The organism is Acetoanaerobium sticklandii (genome assembly GCF_000196455.1).
Classification (GTDB): Bacteria; Bacillota; Clostridia; order Peptostreptococcales; family Filifactoraceae; genus Acetoanaerobium; species Acetoanaerobium sticklandii.
The window spans coordinates 2,531,349-2,547,985 of the sequence record NC_014614.1; the positions used below are offsets into that span (position 1 = coordinate 2,531,349).

Annotated in this window: 18 protein-coding genes; 6 read left to right on the plus strand and 12 right to left on the minus strand. The window is 34.4% G+C overall.

Going from position 1 to position 16,637, the window contains the following annotated elements; translation table 11 throughout:
* Positions 1-69: 69 nt before the first annotated feature.
* Positions 70-636: a biotin transporter BioY gene (locus tag CLOST_RS12140; protein WP_013362606.1), complete on the plus strand. Its 567-nt coding sequence runs from the start codon at positions 70-72 to the stop codon at positions 634-636.
* Here the strand turns inward: CLOST_RS12140 and CLOST_RS12145 are convergent.
* Positions 633-1,793: an NAD(P)-dependent malic enzyme gene (locus CLOST_RS12145; protein WP_041487541.1), complete on the minus strand. Its 1,161-nt coding sequence runs from the start codon at positions 1,791-1,793 to the stop codon at positions 633-635. The genes CLOST_RS12140 and CLOST_RS12145 overlap by 4 nt on opposite strands.
* Positions 1,794-2,036: 243 nt before the next feature.
* Between CLOST_RS12145 and CLOST_RS12150 the strand changes: the two genes are divergently transcribed.
* Positions 2,037-2,486, plus strand: a complete 450-nt coding sequence (locus CLOST_RS12150) for a GNAT family N-acetyltransferase (protein WP_013362608.1) — start codon at positions 2,037-2,039, stop codon at positions 2,484-2,486.
* Between the two features lie 20 nt (positions 2,487-2,506).
* On the opposite strand, the gene murI is transcribed toward CLOST_RS12150, so the two are convergent.
* Positions 2,507-3,325, minus strand: coding sequence for a glutamate racemase (murI, locus tag CLOST_RS12155; protein WP_041487542.1), 819 nt, complete (start codon positions 3,323-3,325; stop codon positions 2,507-2,509).
* 6 nt (positions 3,326-3,331) lie between these two features.
* The gene (locus tag CLOST_RS12160; protein WP_013362610.1) at positions 3,332-3,796 is read right to left on the minus strand and encodes a pyridoxamine 5'-phosphate oxidase family protein; all 465 of its coding nucleotides are present in this window, start codon (positions 3,794-3,796) and stop codon (positions 3,332-3,334) included.
* Positions 3,797-3,988: 192 nt separating this feature from the next.
* On the opposite strand from CLOST_RS12160, the gene CLOST_RS12165 reads away from it, so the two are divergent.
* Positions 3,989-4,819 (plus strand): DegV family protein, encoded by an 831-nt coding sequence (locus CLOST_RS12165; protein ID WP_013362611.1) that lies wholly within the window; start codon positions 3,989-3,991, stop codon positions 4,817-4,819.
* Positions 4,820-4,887: 68 nt separating this feature from the next.
* Positions 4,888-5,616, plus strand: coding sequence for a MerR family transcriptional regulator (locus CLOST_RS12170; RefSeq protein ID WP_013362612.1), 729 nt, complete (start codon positions 4,888-4,890; stop codon positions 5,614-5,616).
* Between the two features lie 167 nt (positions 5,617-5,783).
* On the opposite strand, the gene CLOST_RS12175 is transcribed toward CLOST_RS12170, so the two are convergent.
* Together CLOST_RS12175 and prxU are read right to left on the minus strand one after the other, a co-directional pair.
* Positions 5,784-7,124, minus strand: a complete 1,341-nt coding sequence (locus CLOST_RS12175) for a hypothetical protein (protein ID WP_013362613.1) — start codon at positions 7,122-7,124, stop codon at positions 5,784-5,786.
* A gap of 236 nt (positions 7,125-7,360) precedes the next feature.
* Positions 7,361-8,083 carry a thioredoxin-dependent peroxiredoxin gene (prxU, locus tag CLOST_RS13830; protein WP_013362614.1) on the minus strand — a complete coding sequence of 241 codons (723 nt, stop codon included), beginning with the start codon at positions 8,081-8,083 and terminating at the stop codon, positions 7,361-7,363.
* 351 nt (positions 8,084-8,434) lie between these two features.
* Here prxU and CLOST_RS12190 point away from each other — a divergent pair, with 351 nt between their 5' ends.
* Both CLOST_RS12190 and CLOST_RS12195 read left to right on the plus strand, forming a co-directional pair.
* Entirely contained in the window at positions 8,435-8,698 is a 264-nt protein-coding gene (locus CLOST_RS12190; RefSeq protein ID WP_013362615.1) for a glutaredoxin domain-containing protein, read from the plus strand.
* A gap of 31 nt (positions 8,699-8,729) precedes the next feature.
* Positions 8,730-9,557, plus strand: coding sequence for a pyridoxamine kinase (locus tag CLOST_RS12195; RefSeq protein WP_013362616.1), 828 nt, complete (start codon positions 8,730-8,732; stop codon positions 9,555-9,557).
* 78 nt (positions 9,558-9,635) lie between these two features.
* Here the strand turns inward: CLOST_RS12195 and rbsB are convergent, their stop codons facing one another.
* The 7 genes from rbsB to CLOST_RS12230 all read right to left on the minus strand — a co-directional run bounded on the left by rbsB (position 9,636) and on the right by CLOST_RS12230 (position 16,586).
* Positions 9,636-10,559 (minus strand): ribose ABC transporter substrate-binding protein RbsB, encoded by a 924-nt coding sequence (rbsB, locus tag CLOST_RS12200; protein ID WP_013362617.1) that lies wholly within the window; start codon positions 10,557-10,559, stop codon positions 9,636-9,638.
* Positions 10,560-10,582: 23 nt separating this feature from the next.
* Positions 10,583-11,515 carry a ribose ABC transporter permease gene (rbsC, locus tag CLOST_RS13950; protein WP_013362618.1) on the minus strand — a complete coding sequence of 311 codons (933 nt, stop codon included), beginning with the start codon at positions 11,513-11,515 and terminating at the stop codon, positions 10,583-10,585.
* Positions 11,516-11,518: 3 nt separating this feature from the next.
* A complete protein-coding gene (locus CLOST_RS13955; protein ID WP_013362619.1) occupies positions 11,519-13,006 on the minus strand; it encodes a sugar ABC transporter ATP-binding protein in 1,488 nt (495 codons plus the stop codon).
* A 1-nt stretch (position 13,007) separates the two neighbouring features.
* Positions 13,008-13,418 (minus strand): D-ribose pyranase, encoded by a 411-nt coding sequence (gene rbsD, locus CLOST_RS12215; RefSeq protein WP_013362620.1) that lies wholly within the window; start codon positions 13,416-13,418, stop codon positions 13,008-13,010.
* Positions 13,415-14,311 (minus strand): ribokinase, encoded by an 897-nt coding sequence (gene rbsK / locus CLOST_RS12220; RefSeq protein ID WP_013362621.1) that lies wholly within the window; start codon positions 14,309-14,311, stop codon positions 13,415-13,417. Before rbsK ends, rbsD begins: the two co-directional genes overlap by 4 nt.
* 85 nt (positions 14,312-14,396) lie before the next feature.
* The gene (locus CLOST_RS12225; RefSeq protein ID WP_013362622.1) at positions 14,397-15,404 is read right to left on the minus strand and encodes a LacI family DNA-binding transcriptional regulator; all 1,008 of its coding nucleotides are present in this window, start codon (positions 15,402-15,404) and stop codon (positions 14,397-14,399) included.
* A gap of 132 nt (positions 15,405-15,536) precedes the next feature.
* Positions 15,537-16,586 (minus strand): IS30 family transposase, encoded by a 1,050-nt coding sequence (locus tag CLOST_RS12230; protein WP_013362623.1) that lies wholly within the window; start codon positions 16,584-16,586, stop codon positions 15,537-15,539.
* Positions 16,587-16,637 lie beyond the last annotated feature (51 nt).

The window sequence follows — 16,637 nt, forward strand, 5'->3', positions numbered from 1 at the left end:
TATAATTAAAGCAGAATTATTTAGATGCTATTATATTTATTAAAATTTTATTGTTTAAAGGAGACTACTATGAAAAATGTCAGAGAATTAGTGTTGGTATCGTTATTTGCAGCAATCACTTGCATACTATCTATTGTATCTATTCCGCTTCCTTTTACTCCAGTCCCTATAACTCTACAGCTTCTTGCAGTTACTATGTCTAGTGCTGTTCTAGGGAAAAGACTTGGATTTTATTCGCAAGCTGTTTATACGCTTTTAGGTGCTGTTGGCCTTCCTGTATTTGCAGGTGGCAAAGCTGGTTTTTCTGTACTACTTGGACCTACAGGTGGATACATATTTGGTTTTATGGCGAGTGCCTTTGTCATAGGATGGCTAATTGAAATCTTTGCATCAAAACAACAAAACCCAAAGGCTGAGTATCTGACTATACTTTTTAGTATGGTAGCAGGACTTCTCGTTATCTATACCTTTGGGGTAATTCAGCTTATGCTAGTTGCTAAGCTTTCTTTAATCCAAGGTTTATTAGGAGGAGTTACCCCATTCATACTTGCCGATATAATCAAAATTGCTTTGGGTTCTTCTGTTGCATATTCAGTTAAAAAATCTCTTATAAAATCATCACTTATACTTAGCTAGATTCTAGCTACACCAGTCTTTATTGCAGCCTCTGCTACAGCTTTTGCTACCTGTTTTGCTACCTCTTTATCAAGAGCGTCCGGAATTACATATTCAGGACTTAGCTTATCTTCAGGTATTATATCAGCTATGGCATAGGCTGCTGCTATTTTCATCTCTTCATTAATATCACTTGCTCTCACATCTAGAGCACCTCTAAAAATCCCTGGAAATGCAAGTACATTATTAATTTGGTTGGCAAAATCTGAGCGGCCAGTTCCTACTACTTTAGCTCCTGCTGATATCGCAATATTAGGCATAATTTCTGGAACTGGGTTTGCCATTGCAAATATAATCGAATCCTTTGCCATAGATTTAACCATAGGTTCATTTACCATATCTGCCGCAGATACTCCTATAAATACATCCGCATCCTTCATTGCATCTTCTAAAGTCCCTGTAATCTGATGAGGGTTAGTTATCTTGCATAGCTCATCTTTTAAGAAGTTTCCTCTTGTATCCACATTTTTATGTAATATTCCTTTTGTATCACAAATAATTATATTTGTAGCTCCTAAACTAAGTAGCATCTTTACTATAGCACTTCCTGCCGCTCCTGCTCCATTTATTGCTATTTTAAGCTCACTCATGGATTTATTTACTAGCTTTAGCGCATTGATTAGCCCTGCGCACACTACTATAGCCGTTCCATGCTGATCATCATGAAATACTGGTATATCTAGTTCTTTTCTCAGTCTTTCCTCTATTTCTATACATCTAGGTGCAGAAATATCCTCTAGATTTATTCCTCCAAATGTTGGAGCTATCATTTTTACTGCTTTAATTATCTCCTCAGTGTCTGTAGAGCTAAGGCAAATAGGAAAAGCATCTACATCTGCAAAGGCTTTGAAAAGTATTGCCTTGCCTTCCATAACAGGTAGCCCTGCCTCAGGACCGATATCTCCAAGACCAAGCACTGCTGTTCCATCCGTAACAACTGCTACAAGATTTCCCTTTGAAGTATATTTGTAAACATCTGATTTGTTTTGATTTATTTTTCTACATGGCTCAGCAACTCCAGGTGTATAAGCCGTACTCAAATCATCCCTAGATTCAAGCTTCACCTTGCTTGCTATACTTATCTTCCCTTTGCTCTTTTCATGTAGCTCTAGTGCCATTTTGTTATAGTCCTTCAACGTTATATCCCCTCTCAAATGTTTATTCGAATTAAAACGGTTTTATTATAAAGTGTGTCATAAAAAATTTATTTTGAAATAATAGACTTAAGCTTTTTATATTTTAACACAAATATTTCATTATGATTACATATGTTTATTATGATAGTTTGTACCCATTAACTTTTATACTTATTAGATTTATAATTATATTATATGTGAAATAAAGTAAAAGGAGAAACTATCATGAACTTATCTATTCGAGAAGGCATCTTCTCAGATTTCGAACATATAACTCTTTTAAATAGAACTGAAATGGGATTAGAGACTCCTCTTTCACAAACAAAAATGGCTTTAGGAAAAATTCTTTCAGACCCTAAGCACAAACTATTTGTTGCTACTATAGATGAAGATATTGTGGGTTATGTTCATGCAAATGATTATGATTCACTACTTGAGCCTCCTATGAAAAATATAGTCGCTTTAGCTGTTTCATCTAAATATCAGCATACTGGTGTAGCAAAGCAATTAATTAATGCTGTAGAGCTTTGGGCTATGGACACAAGTGCCGCAGGTGTTAGATTGATATCAGGTGAAACAAAAGTAGATTCAAGGTCATTTTATCACTCTTGTGGCTATAGTGGCGACAGACACCAAATTAACCTAAAAAAAGTTTTTTTAAATAATTATAGATAATACAAAAAACTAAGCATAGGCTAATACCCTAGGCTTAGTTTTTCAATTTCCTCTAATCTTCTAAATAATATTTGGTATCTTTCTAAATCCTTGCCTTCTTTAGCAATAACTCCTGAATTATAAAATTCAACCTTGCCACTGCCTTGATTGAGACTTTTTTTAGTTCTAAGAATATTTTGAAGATGCCTTATTGTCCCTTCGTTGCCATCTATTATACTTATTTCTTTGGTCACAAGCTTTTGTATCATATCCTTAAAAAATATAAAGTGAGTGCACCCTAAAACCAATGTCTGGTAATCCTTTAAATCAATCTCCTTAAACTGATTCTCAAGATATTTAGTTATTCTTGTCTCATCAAAATCAAGTCTTTCCGCAAACTGAACCAATTCTTGAAGCTCCAGTAAATCCACTATACTTTCGCTATCTAAAGCACTTATGAGATTATGCAGCTTTTCTTCCTTTAAAGTGAGCTTAGTAGCTGTAACAAGCACCTTTTTGTTTTCTATATCAGTATACCTGACTGCTGGTTTTACTGCAGGCTCCATACCTATTATAGGAATATCATACTTTTTTCTTAAATCCTCTATTGCTACGCTAGTAGCCGTATTGCAAGCAACTACTATAGCCTTGACATTCTTGCTTACTATAAAATCCATAGCTTTAAAAACAAGCTCTCTTACCTCAGCTTTAGTTTTAATTCCATAGGGTTGATTTTCAGTATCTGCATAATATATATAGTCTTCAAGAGGCATCATTTCAAGAGCTTTGTGAAGCACCGTAAGTCCACCTATCCCAGAATCAAAAAAACCAATTTTATATCTCTCTTCCTTATTGCTCATTTTCATCTACCTTCTAGCTTTTCCAGTAATTTTTTCTATATCTATTTTTACTACAGTTGTCTTATGCTTATCATTGGCTATATATTTCATCCCTGAATCCATAAAATCAGGTGAATATTTTTTTATCAGGCACTCAAGAGCATGTAGCTTTTCCTCTTGCTCAATTATGCTAGCTCTTCCAAATACTATTACGCTCTCATATTCGGTTGAAAATTTTGAAGGCAGTACATTCGTATCTCCAACTACGCAAAATGAAACTTTTGAAGAAAAATTTATATTATCTAATTTATGTCCCTCGGTAGCCCCATGAATATAGATGCTCGAGTCCTCAAAAGCATAGCTTACTGGTACTACATATGGATATCCATCTTCCCCTATGGTAGCAAGGCTTCCATATTCAGCTTTTGTCAAAATTTCTTTCGCTTCCTCTATAGCTAGCTGTCTATCACTTCTTCTCATTTCTCTTTGCATAATTCACACCTCTTTCTTTTTTCAAATCACTATATTATATTATACATGGTCTAATGATGAATTCAAAGAATTTCGCATATCTATCTAAATAAATAGCTTGACCAGTCGATACTATATTATGTAAAATTTCTATTATAGACTAAGAAAATAGTCCTAGTCTAGGTAACCATAATAATATTAAGTGAGGTAAAAATGAAAATAGTTGCAGATAGTAGTTGTGATTTAACCGCTGAGCTAAAAAAAGAGCTCGATGTCACTTTAGTTCCGCTTACCATAAGAGTAGGAGAAAAAAATTTTAGGGACGACGAAACCCTAAACCTTGATGAAATGATGAGAGCTATAAAAGCTCACGATAAAGCAGCTCAATCTGCTTGCCCTTCCCCTCAGGATTTTATTGATGCCTTTGGTGAAGCTAAATCTGTATTTGTAGTAACTATGACAGCCGCTCTAAGTGGGACTTACAATTCTGCAATGAAAGCAAAAGAATTATTCCAAGAAGAAACTGAAAACAGCTTTGTACATATTTTTAACTCAAAAGGCTCGTCAGTGAAAGAAACTATGATAGCCGTTAAGCTAAAAGAGCTTATCGATATGAAGCTTACAGAATCAGATATAGTAGAAAAAACTGAACATTATATCGAAAACATGAAATATATATTCCAGCTAGGAAGTCTTGATACTATGATAAAAAACGGCAGGGTATCTAAGCTAAAAGGTATGATTGCAAATGTCCTAAATATCCGTCCTATACTATGCTCTAGTCCTGAAGGCGAAGTTGAGCTCATCGAAAATGTGAGAAGTGAGAAAAAATCTCTTCGTAGACTTGTAGAATTAATCGGAGAAATGGGCGACAATTTTGAAGATAAAATTCTGGGAATATCACATTGTTATGCCAGTGAAAAAGCAGAATATCTAAAGAAAGAAATAGAATCACGCTACCCTTTCAAAAAAGTATTTATAGTCCCTATGGCTGGGCTTAGCAGTCTTTACACGAATGAAGGCGGCATCACAATATCCTTTTAATTTTATAATAAATATACTTGACTCTCACCTTACGTTATCCTTTATAGTGAAATCAAGGAGGCGATATAGTGCTTAAAATAAAAGAATTGTCTGAGCTTGTAGGTATAAGTGTGCGCACACTTCATCATTATGACAGTATAGGACTTTTATGTCCTGAAAAAACTGAAGCCGGCTACAGAATATATTCTGATAAAGATATCGACTGCCTCCAGCAGATATTGTTTTTTAAAGAATTAGGTTTTTCCCTTAAAGAAATAAAAAATATTATTTCAGATCCTAGTTTTAATAAGGAAAAAGCCTTGCTTGCTCACAAAAAAATGTTGCTTGATAAACAAGCTCATATAAGTAAGCTAGTAGAAACAATTGATAAAACTATTAGATATCAAAAAGGAGAGATAGCAATGACAGATAAAGAAAAATTCGAGGGCTTTGATTTTTCTCAAGGCGATTTGTACGAAAAGGAAGCTAGGGAAAAATGGGGCGATAAAGCAGTAGATGGCTCAAAAGCCAAAATTAAAGGTAACGAAGCAGAGCTAAGCGAGAAAATGAACGCTATATATAGAAATCTAGCATCTCTAAGACAGCTTCCTCCAGAGTCAAACGAAGCTCAAGCTGCAATAGAGAAGTGGTTTTATTTTCTCAATGATATGGGTTCATACTCACTAGAGGCTTTCGAAGGACTAGGCGAAATGTATGTGGCTGATGAGAGGTTCACAAAAAATATCGATAAATTTGGAGATGGTCTTGCACTTTTTATGAGAGATGCTATGAAAATTTATTCTCATAAGAAAAAATAAACCTATTAATGAAATAAAAGATTGTTAATTGTGACAGAAAGCTTTGAAATTTAAATGATATTGATTAAGCATAATTATTAAAGGGCAGCTATATAGCTACCCTTTAATTTTTTTGAAGTAGAATTTTAGATTCAAAAATTTAAAAATCTAAAATCTAACTGAGAGAATTAATTTTTTAGCATTATTTCATTACCCTCTATTACGATTTTATTTATAGCGTTTATATCCACTGGCTCCATAAACGTCCACACATAGGTAGCTTTTGTTTTGCTAGACATATTTGATCCGCCACTTAAAAAAATCTCGCTTCCTGACTTGTCAAAAACCTTTAAATTTACATATCCATTATTAGGATTTTTACCGTTCAGATTAAGCTCAATAGATATAGGAGAAATAAAAACAGATTCAACTATAGATTCTTCATCATCTATTTTAATTTTTTCATCAAGCTTAATTTTCTTGTTTGTAACTTTATAATTTGCATTAAATGGTATCTTCCATACTCCTTGAGTTTTGTTTAGCTCTTTAGAATACCAGCCCGATAAATCATACTGTTTTAGCTCTTCTGGCGTAGAAATATCATATACATAATAACCATAAGAGCTATCTTGATTCGAAGCACTTTCAAAAATATTGTAGATAGGATTTATATCAGTCTGACTCGAGTCTTTACTCTGTACTTTTGGTGATAAGGTCGGTCCGAAGGATTGTCTTTGATTAATAAACCTTGTCACGATATGGAGCTTTCCATCTACAAAATCAATATTATCTATAAATACTCCATCCAAATCCTCAAACATCTGCCTATCTAGACCTCGTGGCTGAAGCTTATGGCTAGGTATGTTATTCGCATATTCTGTCTGGTACATATCCTCTTTATTTTCATTAGCCCATTTTATTTCCTCTGAGTTGTCGACTATAGTCTGCTTGTAATTTGCAGTGCTCTCAGTATATAGCTTATATAAATCTAGCTTGCTTTTAGATAGATTATCTAAAGATACTGGATTTAGTTCTTCTATTATATTTTCGATTACTATTTCTCCAGTTTCACCAGCAATTTTGTCATTTTCTGACATTACTACAAATAAACGAGGTTTTTTCCCAAAATCCTCATCCTCACTGTTAACAACTCTCCACGACATACCGCTTCCACTATTTTCTACTCCAATATTTTGATTAAACCAAACGAATTTAGGTCTATTTATTTTTATTTGAAATTGTTCAAAGGCTATATTGTTTCCTTTAAACTCTCTCCCATTTGTATTTTCAAAATCAATTACAAAATAGGCATTTTTTTCATCTCCAGCCATTGAAACTAAGGTGACTTTTATACCATTTAGCTGAGCACTGTGCTGAGGATGTGTACTGCTTTCATCCAAATACTGGCTTTTATTATCAAACAAATCCTTAAAGGCTTCATTTTTATCTAATGCATATACAGATGTAGTAAGCACAGCCATCGTTAAAAAAACAGTTATTATTGACTTTTTATTAAAGATTTTTCTCATATTTATCCCCCTTTAGATTCATATATCTTTAAGTATAGTTTAGATTATTTGGTAATAAATTACAAAATTAAAACAAAGGATAAATTGATTATAAAGCTAGATATTAAAATGATTGAAGATTCATAAAAGTTATTGGCAATCTTACTTTATTAACAACAAAAAATCTCATTTCCATGTTGATAGAAATGAGATTTTTACAAGTCAATAATCTTATTTTTAACATTTATATTCTATGTTTAATCTTCGAAAGCTTCCTGAACCTTCCACTCTTTCCAAACATTTCCTACTAGGTCTGGCCCTGGCTTAAGAGTTTTCTTTCCTGGTTTCCATCCTGATGGAGTAACTTCTGTTCCACCACTATTTCTAACATGTTGGAATGCTTTTACTTGTCTTATCAGTTCCGATACGTTTCTTCCAACTGGCGGAGTTACAACCTCAAAAGCTTGCACTATGCCATCTGGATCAATTAAAAATCTTCCTCTTGTTTCTACTCCAGCATCTTCATCATAGATTCCATAAAGTTTTCCTATGGTTCCATCTTGGTCAGATAGCATTGGGAAAGGAATGTCTTTATTAACCATTTTAGATAGTTCTTGGTCATTCCATACTTTGTGTACAAAAACACTATCAACACTGATAGAAAGAACTTCTACTCCTAAACCTTGAAGCTCATCATACTTTTCAGCAACTGCTGAAACTTCTGTAGCTCAGACAAATGTAAAGTCTCCTGGATAAAAGCATAGCACTAACCACTTTCCTTTATATTCAGATAAATCTACATTTGCAAACTGACCTTTATAATATGCTGGTGCACTAAAATCTGGTGCTGGTTTTCCTACTTTAATCATAGATTGTTTCTCCTCCTTTTGAATAAGTACTGTATTTTCTGGGCTTTCTTCTTTAGGTACATTTTTCTTAACCGCTGGACGCTGGCATCCTGCTTTAAATTGTTCAGGCATCTAATCCCTCCTTCTCCCTTTATAAATATATAATTAAAATTATGAGCTTATTATTGAAAAACATTTATTAATACGTGATGCTGACTTCAGGTCATTAACGTAAGCAATTTCTATTTTATTTATGAAAAATTGTCTTAACTTCAATAAGTAAAATCTATAATTGTTATAAAATTTATCTATACTTAATTTTAATCCATAATTCTATAAAACTCAATACTTTTTTATAATATTTTCTTTTTTGTAATCTATACATTTTCAGTAAATTATTCTCTTTTTATAAAATTTACCCTTGCTTGTTAAAGAGAAATTTTTATGTGATAATAGAAAAAATACTAAATTCAGGAGGAAATCATGAAGAAAATTATTGTATTTGGAAGTAAGCATTGCCCAGATTGTCAGCCTATGCAGGATTATTTAAAGGAAAATAATATAGATTTTATATACCTTGATATCACTGAAAATATGTTCTATCTAAAAACCTTTCTAAAGCTCAGAGATACAAGGGAAGAATTTTCTGAGATAAAAGCTAAAGGCCTGGTTGGAATTCCTTGCGTAAATATAAATGATGGAGAAGCACTTTATTTTGAAAAGCCTTCTATAGAGTCATTAGTATAAGAAAATTTCATGTAAGCTCAAGGAGAAAAAGATGAAAAGCAAAAATATTCTACTTATTAATGACTTGCCCGGCTATGGTAAGGTAGCACTTTCAGCTATGCTCCCTATATTGTCTAAGATGGGTTATAGTCTTTATAATCTTCCTACTGCACTGGTGTCCAATACTCTTGATTATGGGAAGTTTGAAATTCTAGATACTACTTCTTATATGGAAAATACCATTACAGTTTGGAATGAATTAGGATTTCAATTTGACTGTATCTCTACTGGATTTATTCTATCTAGTAAGCAAGTAGATATAATAACTAACTATATTAAGTCACAAAACAACCCTAATCTTCTTGTTGTCGTTGATCCTATTATGGGTGATGATGGAAAGCTCTACAATGGAATAACTAACGAAACTGTTGTTCATATGAAAGAGCTCTCTAGCTACGCTGATATTTTGATTCCAAACTACACAGAAGCAGCTTTTATAGCAGGTTTATTTACAGATAAATCCAGCTTAACAAAATCTGAGATTAATGCTTTAATCGATAAGCTTGTATCTCAAGGTTCAAAGTCTGTAGTAATAACAAGTATTATTGAAAAAGATTCAAACAATCACTTTGTTTGTGGCTATGATGACAAATCAAAATCTTACTTTTATCTCTCTTATGACTATATTCCAGTGAGATTCCCTGGAACTGGCGATATATTTTCTGCTGTAATGATAGGAGAACTTTTAAAAGAAACCTCATTGGAACTAAGCGTTAAAAAAGCAATGGATATAGTAGCTAGGCTGATAGAAAAGAATATAGATAGCCAAGATAAGTTCAAAGGAATATTTATAGAAAAAGATTTAGACAGTATTTTATAAATCGCAAAAAAATGACAGGATAGCTTCCTGTCATTTTTTGTATTTAAGGTGTCTTAACAATGCATTAGAAAGTATAAATTATTCTGTTACTAGTTGTAAATCAACTGGAACAAAGTCTTCTACGCTTTCACCATCTAATATTTTCTTAGCAGTTTCAACGCCTAGCTCTCCGATTAATGAAGGCTGCTGAGCTACTGTAGCACTCATTTTACCTTCTTTGACAGCTTCAACAGCATCGTCTGTAGCATCAAATCCAACAATGATTATCTCTCTTCCAGATGCTTCGATTGCTTTTTGAGCTCCTAATGCCATTTCATCATTGTGAGCAAAAACTGCATCTATTTCTGGTTGAGCTTGAAGGATGTTTTCCATAACTGATAGACCTTGAGTTCTGTCAAAATCAGCAACTTGCTTAGCAACTACTTCGATTTCAGTTCCCGCTATAGCATCGTTAAAGCCTTGTCCACGGTCTCTAGCTGCAGAAGTTCCTGCGATTCCTTCTAATTCTACTACTTTACCTTTTCCACCAAGAAGTGAAACTATGTGCTCTCCAGCCATAACTCCACCTGCTACGTTATCAGAAGCGATATGTGATACAACTTCGCCTTGATTAGCTCCACGGTCAAGTGTTACTACAGGAATATTTTTGTTGTTTGCTGCGATTATAGCATTTCCTACAGCATCTGAGTCTGTCGGGTTGATTAAGATAAGAGAAACGCCTTGAGTTAATAAATCTTCAACGTTAGCAAGTTCTTGCGCTGGGTCATTTTGAGAATCAAGCACTACAAGCTCCATACCCATATCCTTAGCTTTTTGCTCTGCTCCTTCTTTTAATGAAACAAAGAAAGGATTGTTAAGAGTAGATACTACCAAACCAATTTTTGCTGCTCCTGCTGCTTCTTCTGCAGCTGGTTCCTCTGTTGCTGCAGGCTGACTTTGGCAAGCTGTAAGGTTAAAAACTAAAGCTGCCAGTAACACAAATGATAAAACTAACTTTTTCATTGTTACCCTCCTCTTAAAATATACTATTTGTTTTTTCTATCTAACAACACTGCGAGTAAAATAACGGACCCTTTAGCAAGCATTTGGAAATACGAGCTTACATCCATTAAGTTTAACGCATTGTTTAAGACCCCTATAATAAGTGCTCCTATCATTGTTCCAACAATAGTTCCAGTTCCTCCAGCTAATGAAGTACCACCTAGTACTACTGCTGCAATAGCATCTAGCTCATATCCGCTTCCTGCTGTAGGCTGAGCCGAAGATAGTCTTGATGTTATTATGATTCCTGCAAGAGCTGCCATCATACCACTTATTGCATATACAAATATCTTAACTTTGTCTGTACTTATTCCTGATAGCTTAGTTGCTTCTTCATTACCACCTAGGGCATATACGTATCTTCCAATTTTCGTCTGAGTCAAAACAAATAAAGCTACTAAAAAAGTTACAATGATTACTATTATAGGAACTGGTATGCCAAGCACATACCCATTTCCAAACCAAGCAAATAGCTTGGAATTTGCTTCAAAACCTGTGCCTATTGGCTTTCCATCAGTAAATACCAATGTAGCTCCACGTAACATGGTCATGGTTGCAAGGGTTACTATAAATGGCTGTAGCTTTCCTTTAGATATAAGCACTCCATTTAAACCTCCTGCTATTAAGCCAACAACTAGAGCTGTGGGTATTGCTATAAGAGAGTCTACTCCACTTGCTAGCATCATAGCTGCAACTGCTCCAGAAAATCCTAAAATCGAGCCTACTGATAAATCTATTCCTCCTGTTAGTATTACAAAGGTCATACCTGTTGCAATAACAGCATTAATTGAGGTTTGTCTTAGAATGTTGAGTATATTCGAAGTTGTCATAAATCTGCTATTTATAAATGCCACTATAACTGAAAACACTATAAGCCCAATCAAGGACTGAAACTTAGATATATCTATTTTTTTCATAAATCACACTCCTGCTCCTATAGCTAGTCTCATAATTTCATTAGAGTTAGCTTTGTCTCTGCTGAGTACCCCAGCAATTTTACCTTCGCTCATGACTATAATTCTATCGCACACACCCAGTAGCTCAGGTATCTCAGAAGAAATCATAAGGATTCCCAGTCCATTTCTTTTAAATTCATTCATGAGTTCATAAATTTCTTTTTTTGCTCCTACATCTACTCCCCTAGTAGGCTCATCCATAATAAGTATCTTCGGCTGAGTTGATAGAGATTTCGCAATAGATACTTTCTGCTGGTTTCCTCCGCTGAGTAGCTTTACGCTCTGGTCTAAGGATGGAGTTTTTATTCTCATAGCATCCTTATAGTGAAGTACACTTTCTTTTTCTTGCTTCTTGTTTATAAGCTGACCTTTTGAAAAGCGTCCTAGAGATGAAATAGTAACATTCTTTGCAACTGACATGCCTAAAACTAGCCCTTCTTTTTTTCTATCCTCAGAAACATACACTATGCCTTGGCGTAGTGCCTGTTTTTCGTTTTTGGCTTCAAACTTGACCCCATCTAGCATAATATCTTTTATTTCACATTTGATGCTTCCATATATGGATTTTGCAAGCTCAGTTCTGCCTGCCCCCATAAGGCCTGCAACACCTAATATTTCACCTTTTTTAACTACAAAGCTAATATCAGATACAAATTCATTTTTAATATTTTTAACTTCCATCAAGGTTTCATCGCTCAGTGGAGCTATATATGGATATTGTTCTTCTAGCTTTCTTCCTACCATTTTTTCAATGAGGATGGTTTCATCCATCTCAGATACTGGCATCTCATCTATAAACTGTCCATCTCTCAAAATAGTAATATCATCACAAATCTGAAATATCTCAGGAAGACGATGTGAAATATAAACTACGCTCTTACCTTCACTAACTAGTTCTTTTATAACTTTGAACAAACTTTCTGCCTCAGAATCTGTAAGTGCATCTGTTGGCTCGTCCATAATTATTATTTGTGCATCGAAAGATAGAGCTTTGGCTATTTCAACCATCTGCTTTTGTCCTATGCTCAGTGAACCAACTTTGGTTTTGGGATTAATATCCATGCCTAGCTTTTCTAAGAGCCTTTTGGATTCATCATGAAGATTCTTCCATGATATTCTTCCTCCACTTGATGGATATCTTCCCATAAATATATTTTCTGCAACAGACATTTCCTCTATCAAGTTAAGCTCTTGGTGAATTATAGCTATACCTTTTTGCATGGCATCCTTTGGGTTTGCTACTTCTAAAGGAGCATTATTATAATAAAGCTCTCCTGAAGTTTTTTTATAGACTCCTGATAAAATCTTCATTAGAGTAGATTTTCCTGCTCCATTTTCACCCAGAAGTGCCATAACCTTTCCCTTGTAGACATTTAGATTTACATTATCCAAAGCCTTTACCCCAGGAAATTCCTTTGTTATATTTTCCATTCTCAGTATTACTTCTCTCATGTTATTCACCTTCAAAATTCACTCCAGATTGTAGGATAATGTTTGCATAAGGGGTACATTCTCCTGTTCTTACTATTGCCTTACTGCTAGAGCTGAGCTTTTTAAAATACTCATGTGACACAAACTCTAGCTCTATTTTTTTATCGCTTAGAATTTCTTTTATTTTTTTAAGCATTTCAGGGTTATTCTCTTTTATTTCCTCAGCCAAAATCACTTTTTCCATCACCATGTTCGAAGCTATAAGAGCTAGTGTAGCATCAAAGGAAGGTAATCCTTTTTCTAGTGCCAAATCTATTCTCTTTACAGTAGCAGGAATAGGAAGCCCTGCATCTGCAATAACTAATTGATCTGTATGTCCCATAGCTGCCAGTACAGAAATTATTTCTGAGTTTAGTAATCTACCTCTTATCATATTAGACCCCTTTCCTTTAAATCCTCTAGTGTAGGCAGTGAACTCTGAGCTCCTAATTTTGTAACTGTATAGGCTGCAACCTTTGTTGCAAATTCCATAGCTTGACTTATAGGAATTCCCTTTGATATCTCGCATACAAGAGCTCCCATATAGCTGTCCCCTGCCGCTGTGGTGTCTATTGCATCAACCTTAAGAGCTGGCACATAGTATTTAGAAGCTTTATCATAATACCAGGAACCTTTAGTCCCAAGAGTAACCACTAGTTCTTTAACTTTTAGCTTCTCATAGCCCTTATCAAGTGATTCTTCAGCTTCAAATTCTATACCTGAAAGAGATTCAAACTCTGTTTCATTTACAACTAGCAAATCTACATCTTTTAGCAAGTCTTCATCTAAATGAGTAGCTGGAGACGGGTTAAGTACAGTGTATATATTTCTTGCTTTAGCTTGCTTTATTATTTCCGCTACAGTATCAAGAGGTATCTCTAGCTGAAGCACTACAATATCTATATCATCAAACCAAGATGGCTTAATCATATCTGGCTTTAAAAGACCATTTGCTCCTGCTATTACCACTATTGAATTGTCTGCTGACTCATTTACCATAATAAGGGCTGTCCCTGTAGGTGCTTTGTCCGTTTTCATCACTTTATCCGTAACGCCCATTTGCTTTAGGTTGTCTAGAAGCTGACTTGCAAAATCATCTGTTCCTACCATTCCAATCATAGTGATATCCGCGCCTAGCTTACCCATAGCTACAGCTTGATTTGCTCCTTTTCCTCCTGCAATAAGCTCCAGTCCATTTCCTACTACAGTTTCGCCTATTTTGGGAGTATGATGGACCTTTGTCACTTGATCCATGTTTAGGCTACCTATTACCAATATCTTTTTCATACAAAATTTCTCCTCACAAGTTATTCGAAGCGTTTTCCTTTAGCTCAAAACAAGGTAAACGTTTAACTATTGTAGACAAAGAGAATCATAGAGTCGATTCTCTTATAATTAATTCCGTTTCTAGCACTACTTCATCATCAGGTTTTGATGGATTTTTAATAAAATTAATAAGTAGTTCAGCTGCTTTATATCCCATCTTGTAGTTGGGTTGATTCACAGTCGATAAGCTAGGCGTTACCACGCTAGCTATATATATATTGTCAAATCCCATAATTCCTATATCTTCTGGGATTCTAAGTCCTAGTTCTTTTATTGCTTTCATTGCACCTATCGCTATTAAATCGTTACCACAAAACACGCTGTCAAAATCAATTTTTTTGTCCATTATTTTTTTTATACCCTCATATCCCCATTCTACATCATAAGTTCCTTCAAGATATAAATCTGGATCAAAATCTATATTATGATACTTAAGAGCATTTTTATATCCCTCAAAACGTTGAATCGATGGAGTTGAGTTCATAGAACCAGACAAGTGAAGAATTTTTTTATATCCTTTTTCAATCATATAGGACACCGCTTCAAAAGCACCCTTAGTATTATCTACTAAAATTTTGCCCTGTGTTTTAAAATCCTTCATATCTCTATCAACTGTGATTATTGGTATTCCAATCTTCATATAGTTTCTTGCCGATTCCTCTCTCACACTAGAGGTCGAAGAGGTGATAATAATGCCATCTACCATTTTTTCTTGGAGCATATATATATAAGTTGATTCCTTTTTTAAGTTGTTATCTGAGTTACATAAAACTACATGATAGCCTGCTTGGTTTGCATAATCCTCTACTCCTCTTGCTACCTCAGGGAAAAAAGGATTTGTTATATCTGGGATTACAAGGCCTATAGTATAGGTATTTTTTGTAATCATAGATGAGGCTATTCTATTTGGTACGTAATTTAATTCATTTATAGTTTCTAAAACTCTTTGTCTCGTAGCTGGAGTAATATTATGGTCCTTTCCATTTACCACCTTTGAAACTGTAGCAATAGATACCCCTGCGGCATTAGCAATCTCTTTAATTGTAACTTTCATAAATCACATCCGTATAAGTTCTTTTGGTTAAACGTTTTCCTAAATTATATCACAAAATTTATTCAAGTCAATAATGGATTTTTTTCGTAAATTGCAATAATAAGTTGAACTAGTTCTCCATACCTGTAATAACTATTGATAAAATAATTCTCTAATTTGATCTTCAAATGCTCGATCTGGAGTAAGATAGTTTAGTATCTTCCTTGGAAGTGAGTTGCACCAGTTTTGCACCTTGATGATGTTTTTATGTGTATAATCCTTGATTCTTCTTCCTTTCGGAATGAACCTTCTTATCAGACCATTATGACGTTCATTCGTTCCTCTTTCACCTGATGAATAAGGATGTGCAAAATATACCCTTAAATTCGAATATTTCTCCAAAGTACTAAGCCTTGAAAATTCTTGACCATTGTCAGCAGTAAAGCTTTTAAATACCTTAGTATACAAGCTTCCGCATTCTGTGAAGAGCTCATTTAGACTATTCTGAACAGCGTCAGCTGTTTTGGAAGGTATCATCCTTATAATCTGTTTTCTAGTCATTCTTTCAGTTAGTGTAAGAAGCACATTATCTTCCTTGCTCTTACTACCGATGACAGTATCAATCTCCCAGTGTCCAAACTCGCTACGCGAATTGATGATCTCAGGTCTAAGGTCGATACTTGTTCCAAGATTCCTTTTATGAAATCTGATACGCTTACTTTTAGTATCTCTTTTTAGTTTAAATGGAAGATCTACATTTGAGATTTGAAGAAGACCTTTATCAACGTAGTTGTATAGTGTTTTAGCACATACCATATCAGTAGCAGCAAAGCTTTCATTTGTCTTGCATGAACCTACTATTGAATCAAATGAATGCTTATTTTCATAAAAGAGTTTATACACATGCTCGATGAAGTTTTGGCATTTAAACAGTTTGTATTTGCTACCGCAATTCTTCCTGTTCCTTTTATAGATGATATGACCTGTTTCAGCGAAATACGATGATGTAGATTTCCCAGCTTTAATTTGAGTAACAGTTCCTCTTTTAATCTCATTACGTACAGTATTAGCAGATCTATTAATCATTTTAGCAATACGGTAAGGCGAGTAGCCTAAAGAACTTAAAACTTCAATTTTACTTCTTTCAAACTCATTTAAGTGTTTATTCCTTCTGCATATTGGTGTATTATTAGAGTATTCCATAGCTCGCACCTTCCTGTAGTTGGTTATTTTGTGGTGATTTAATTATATTAC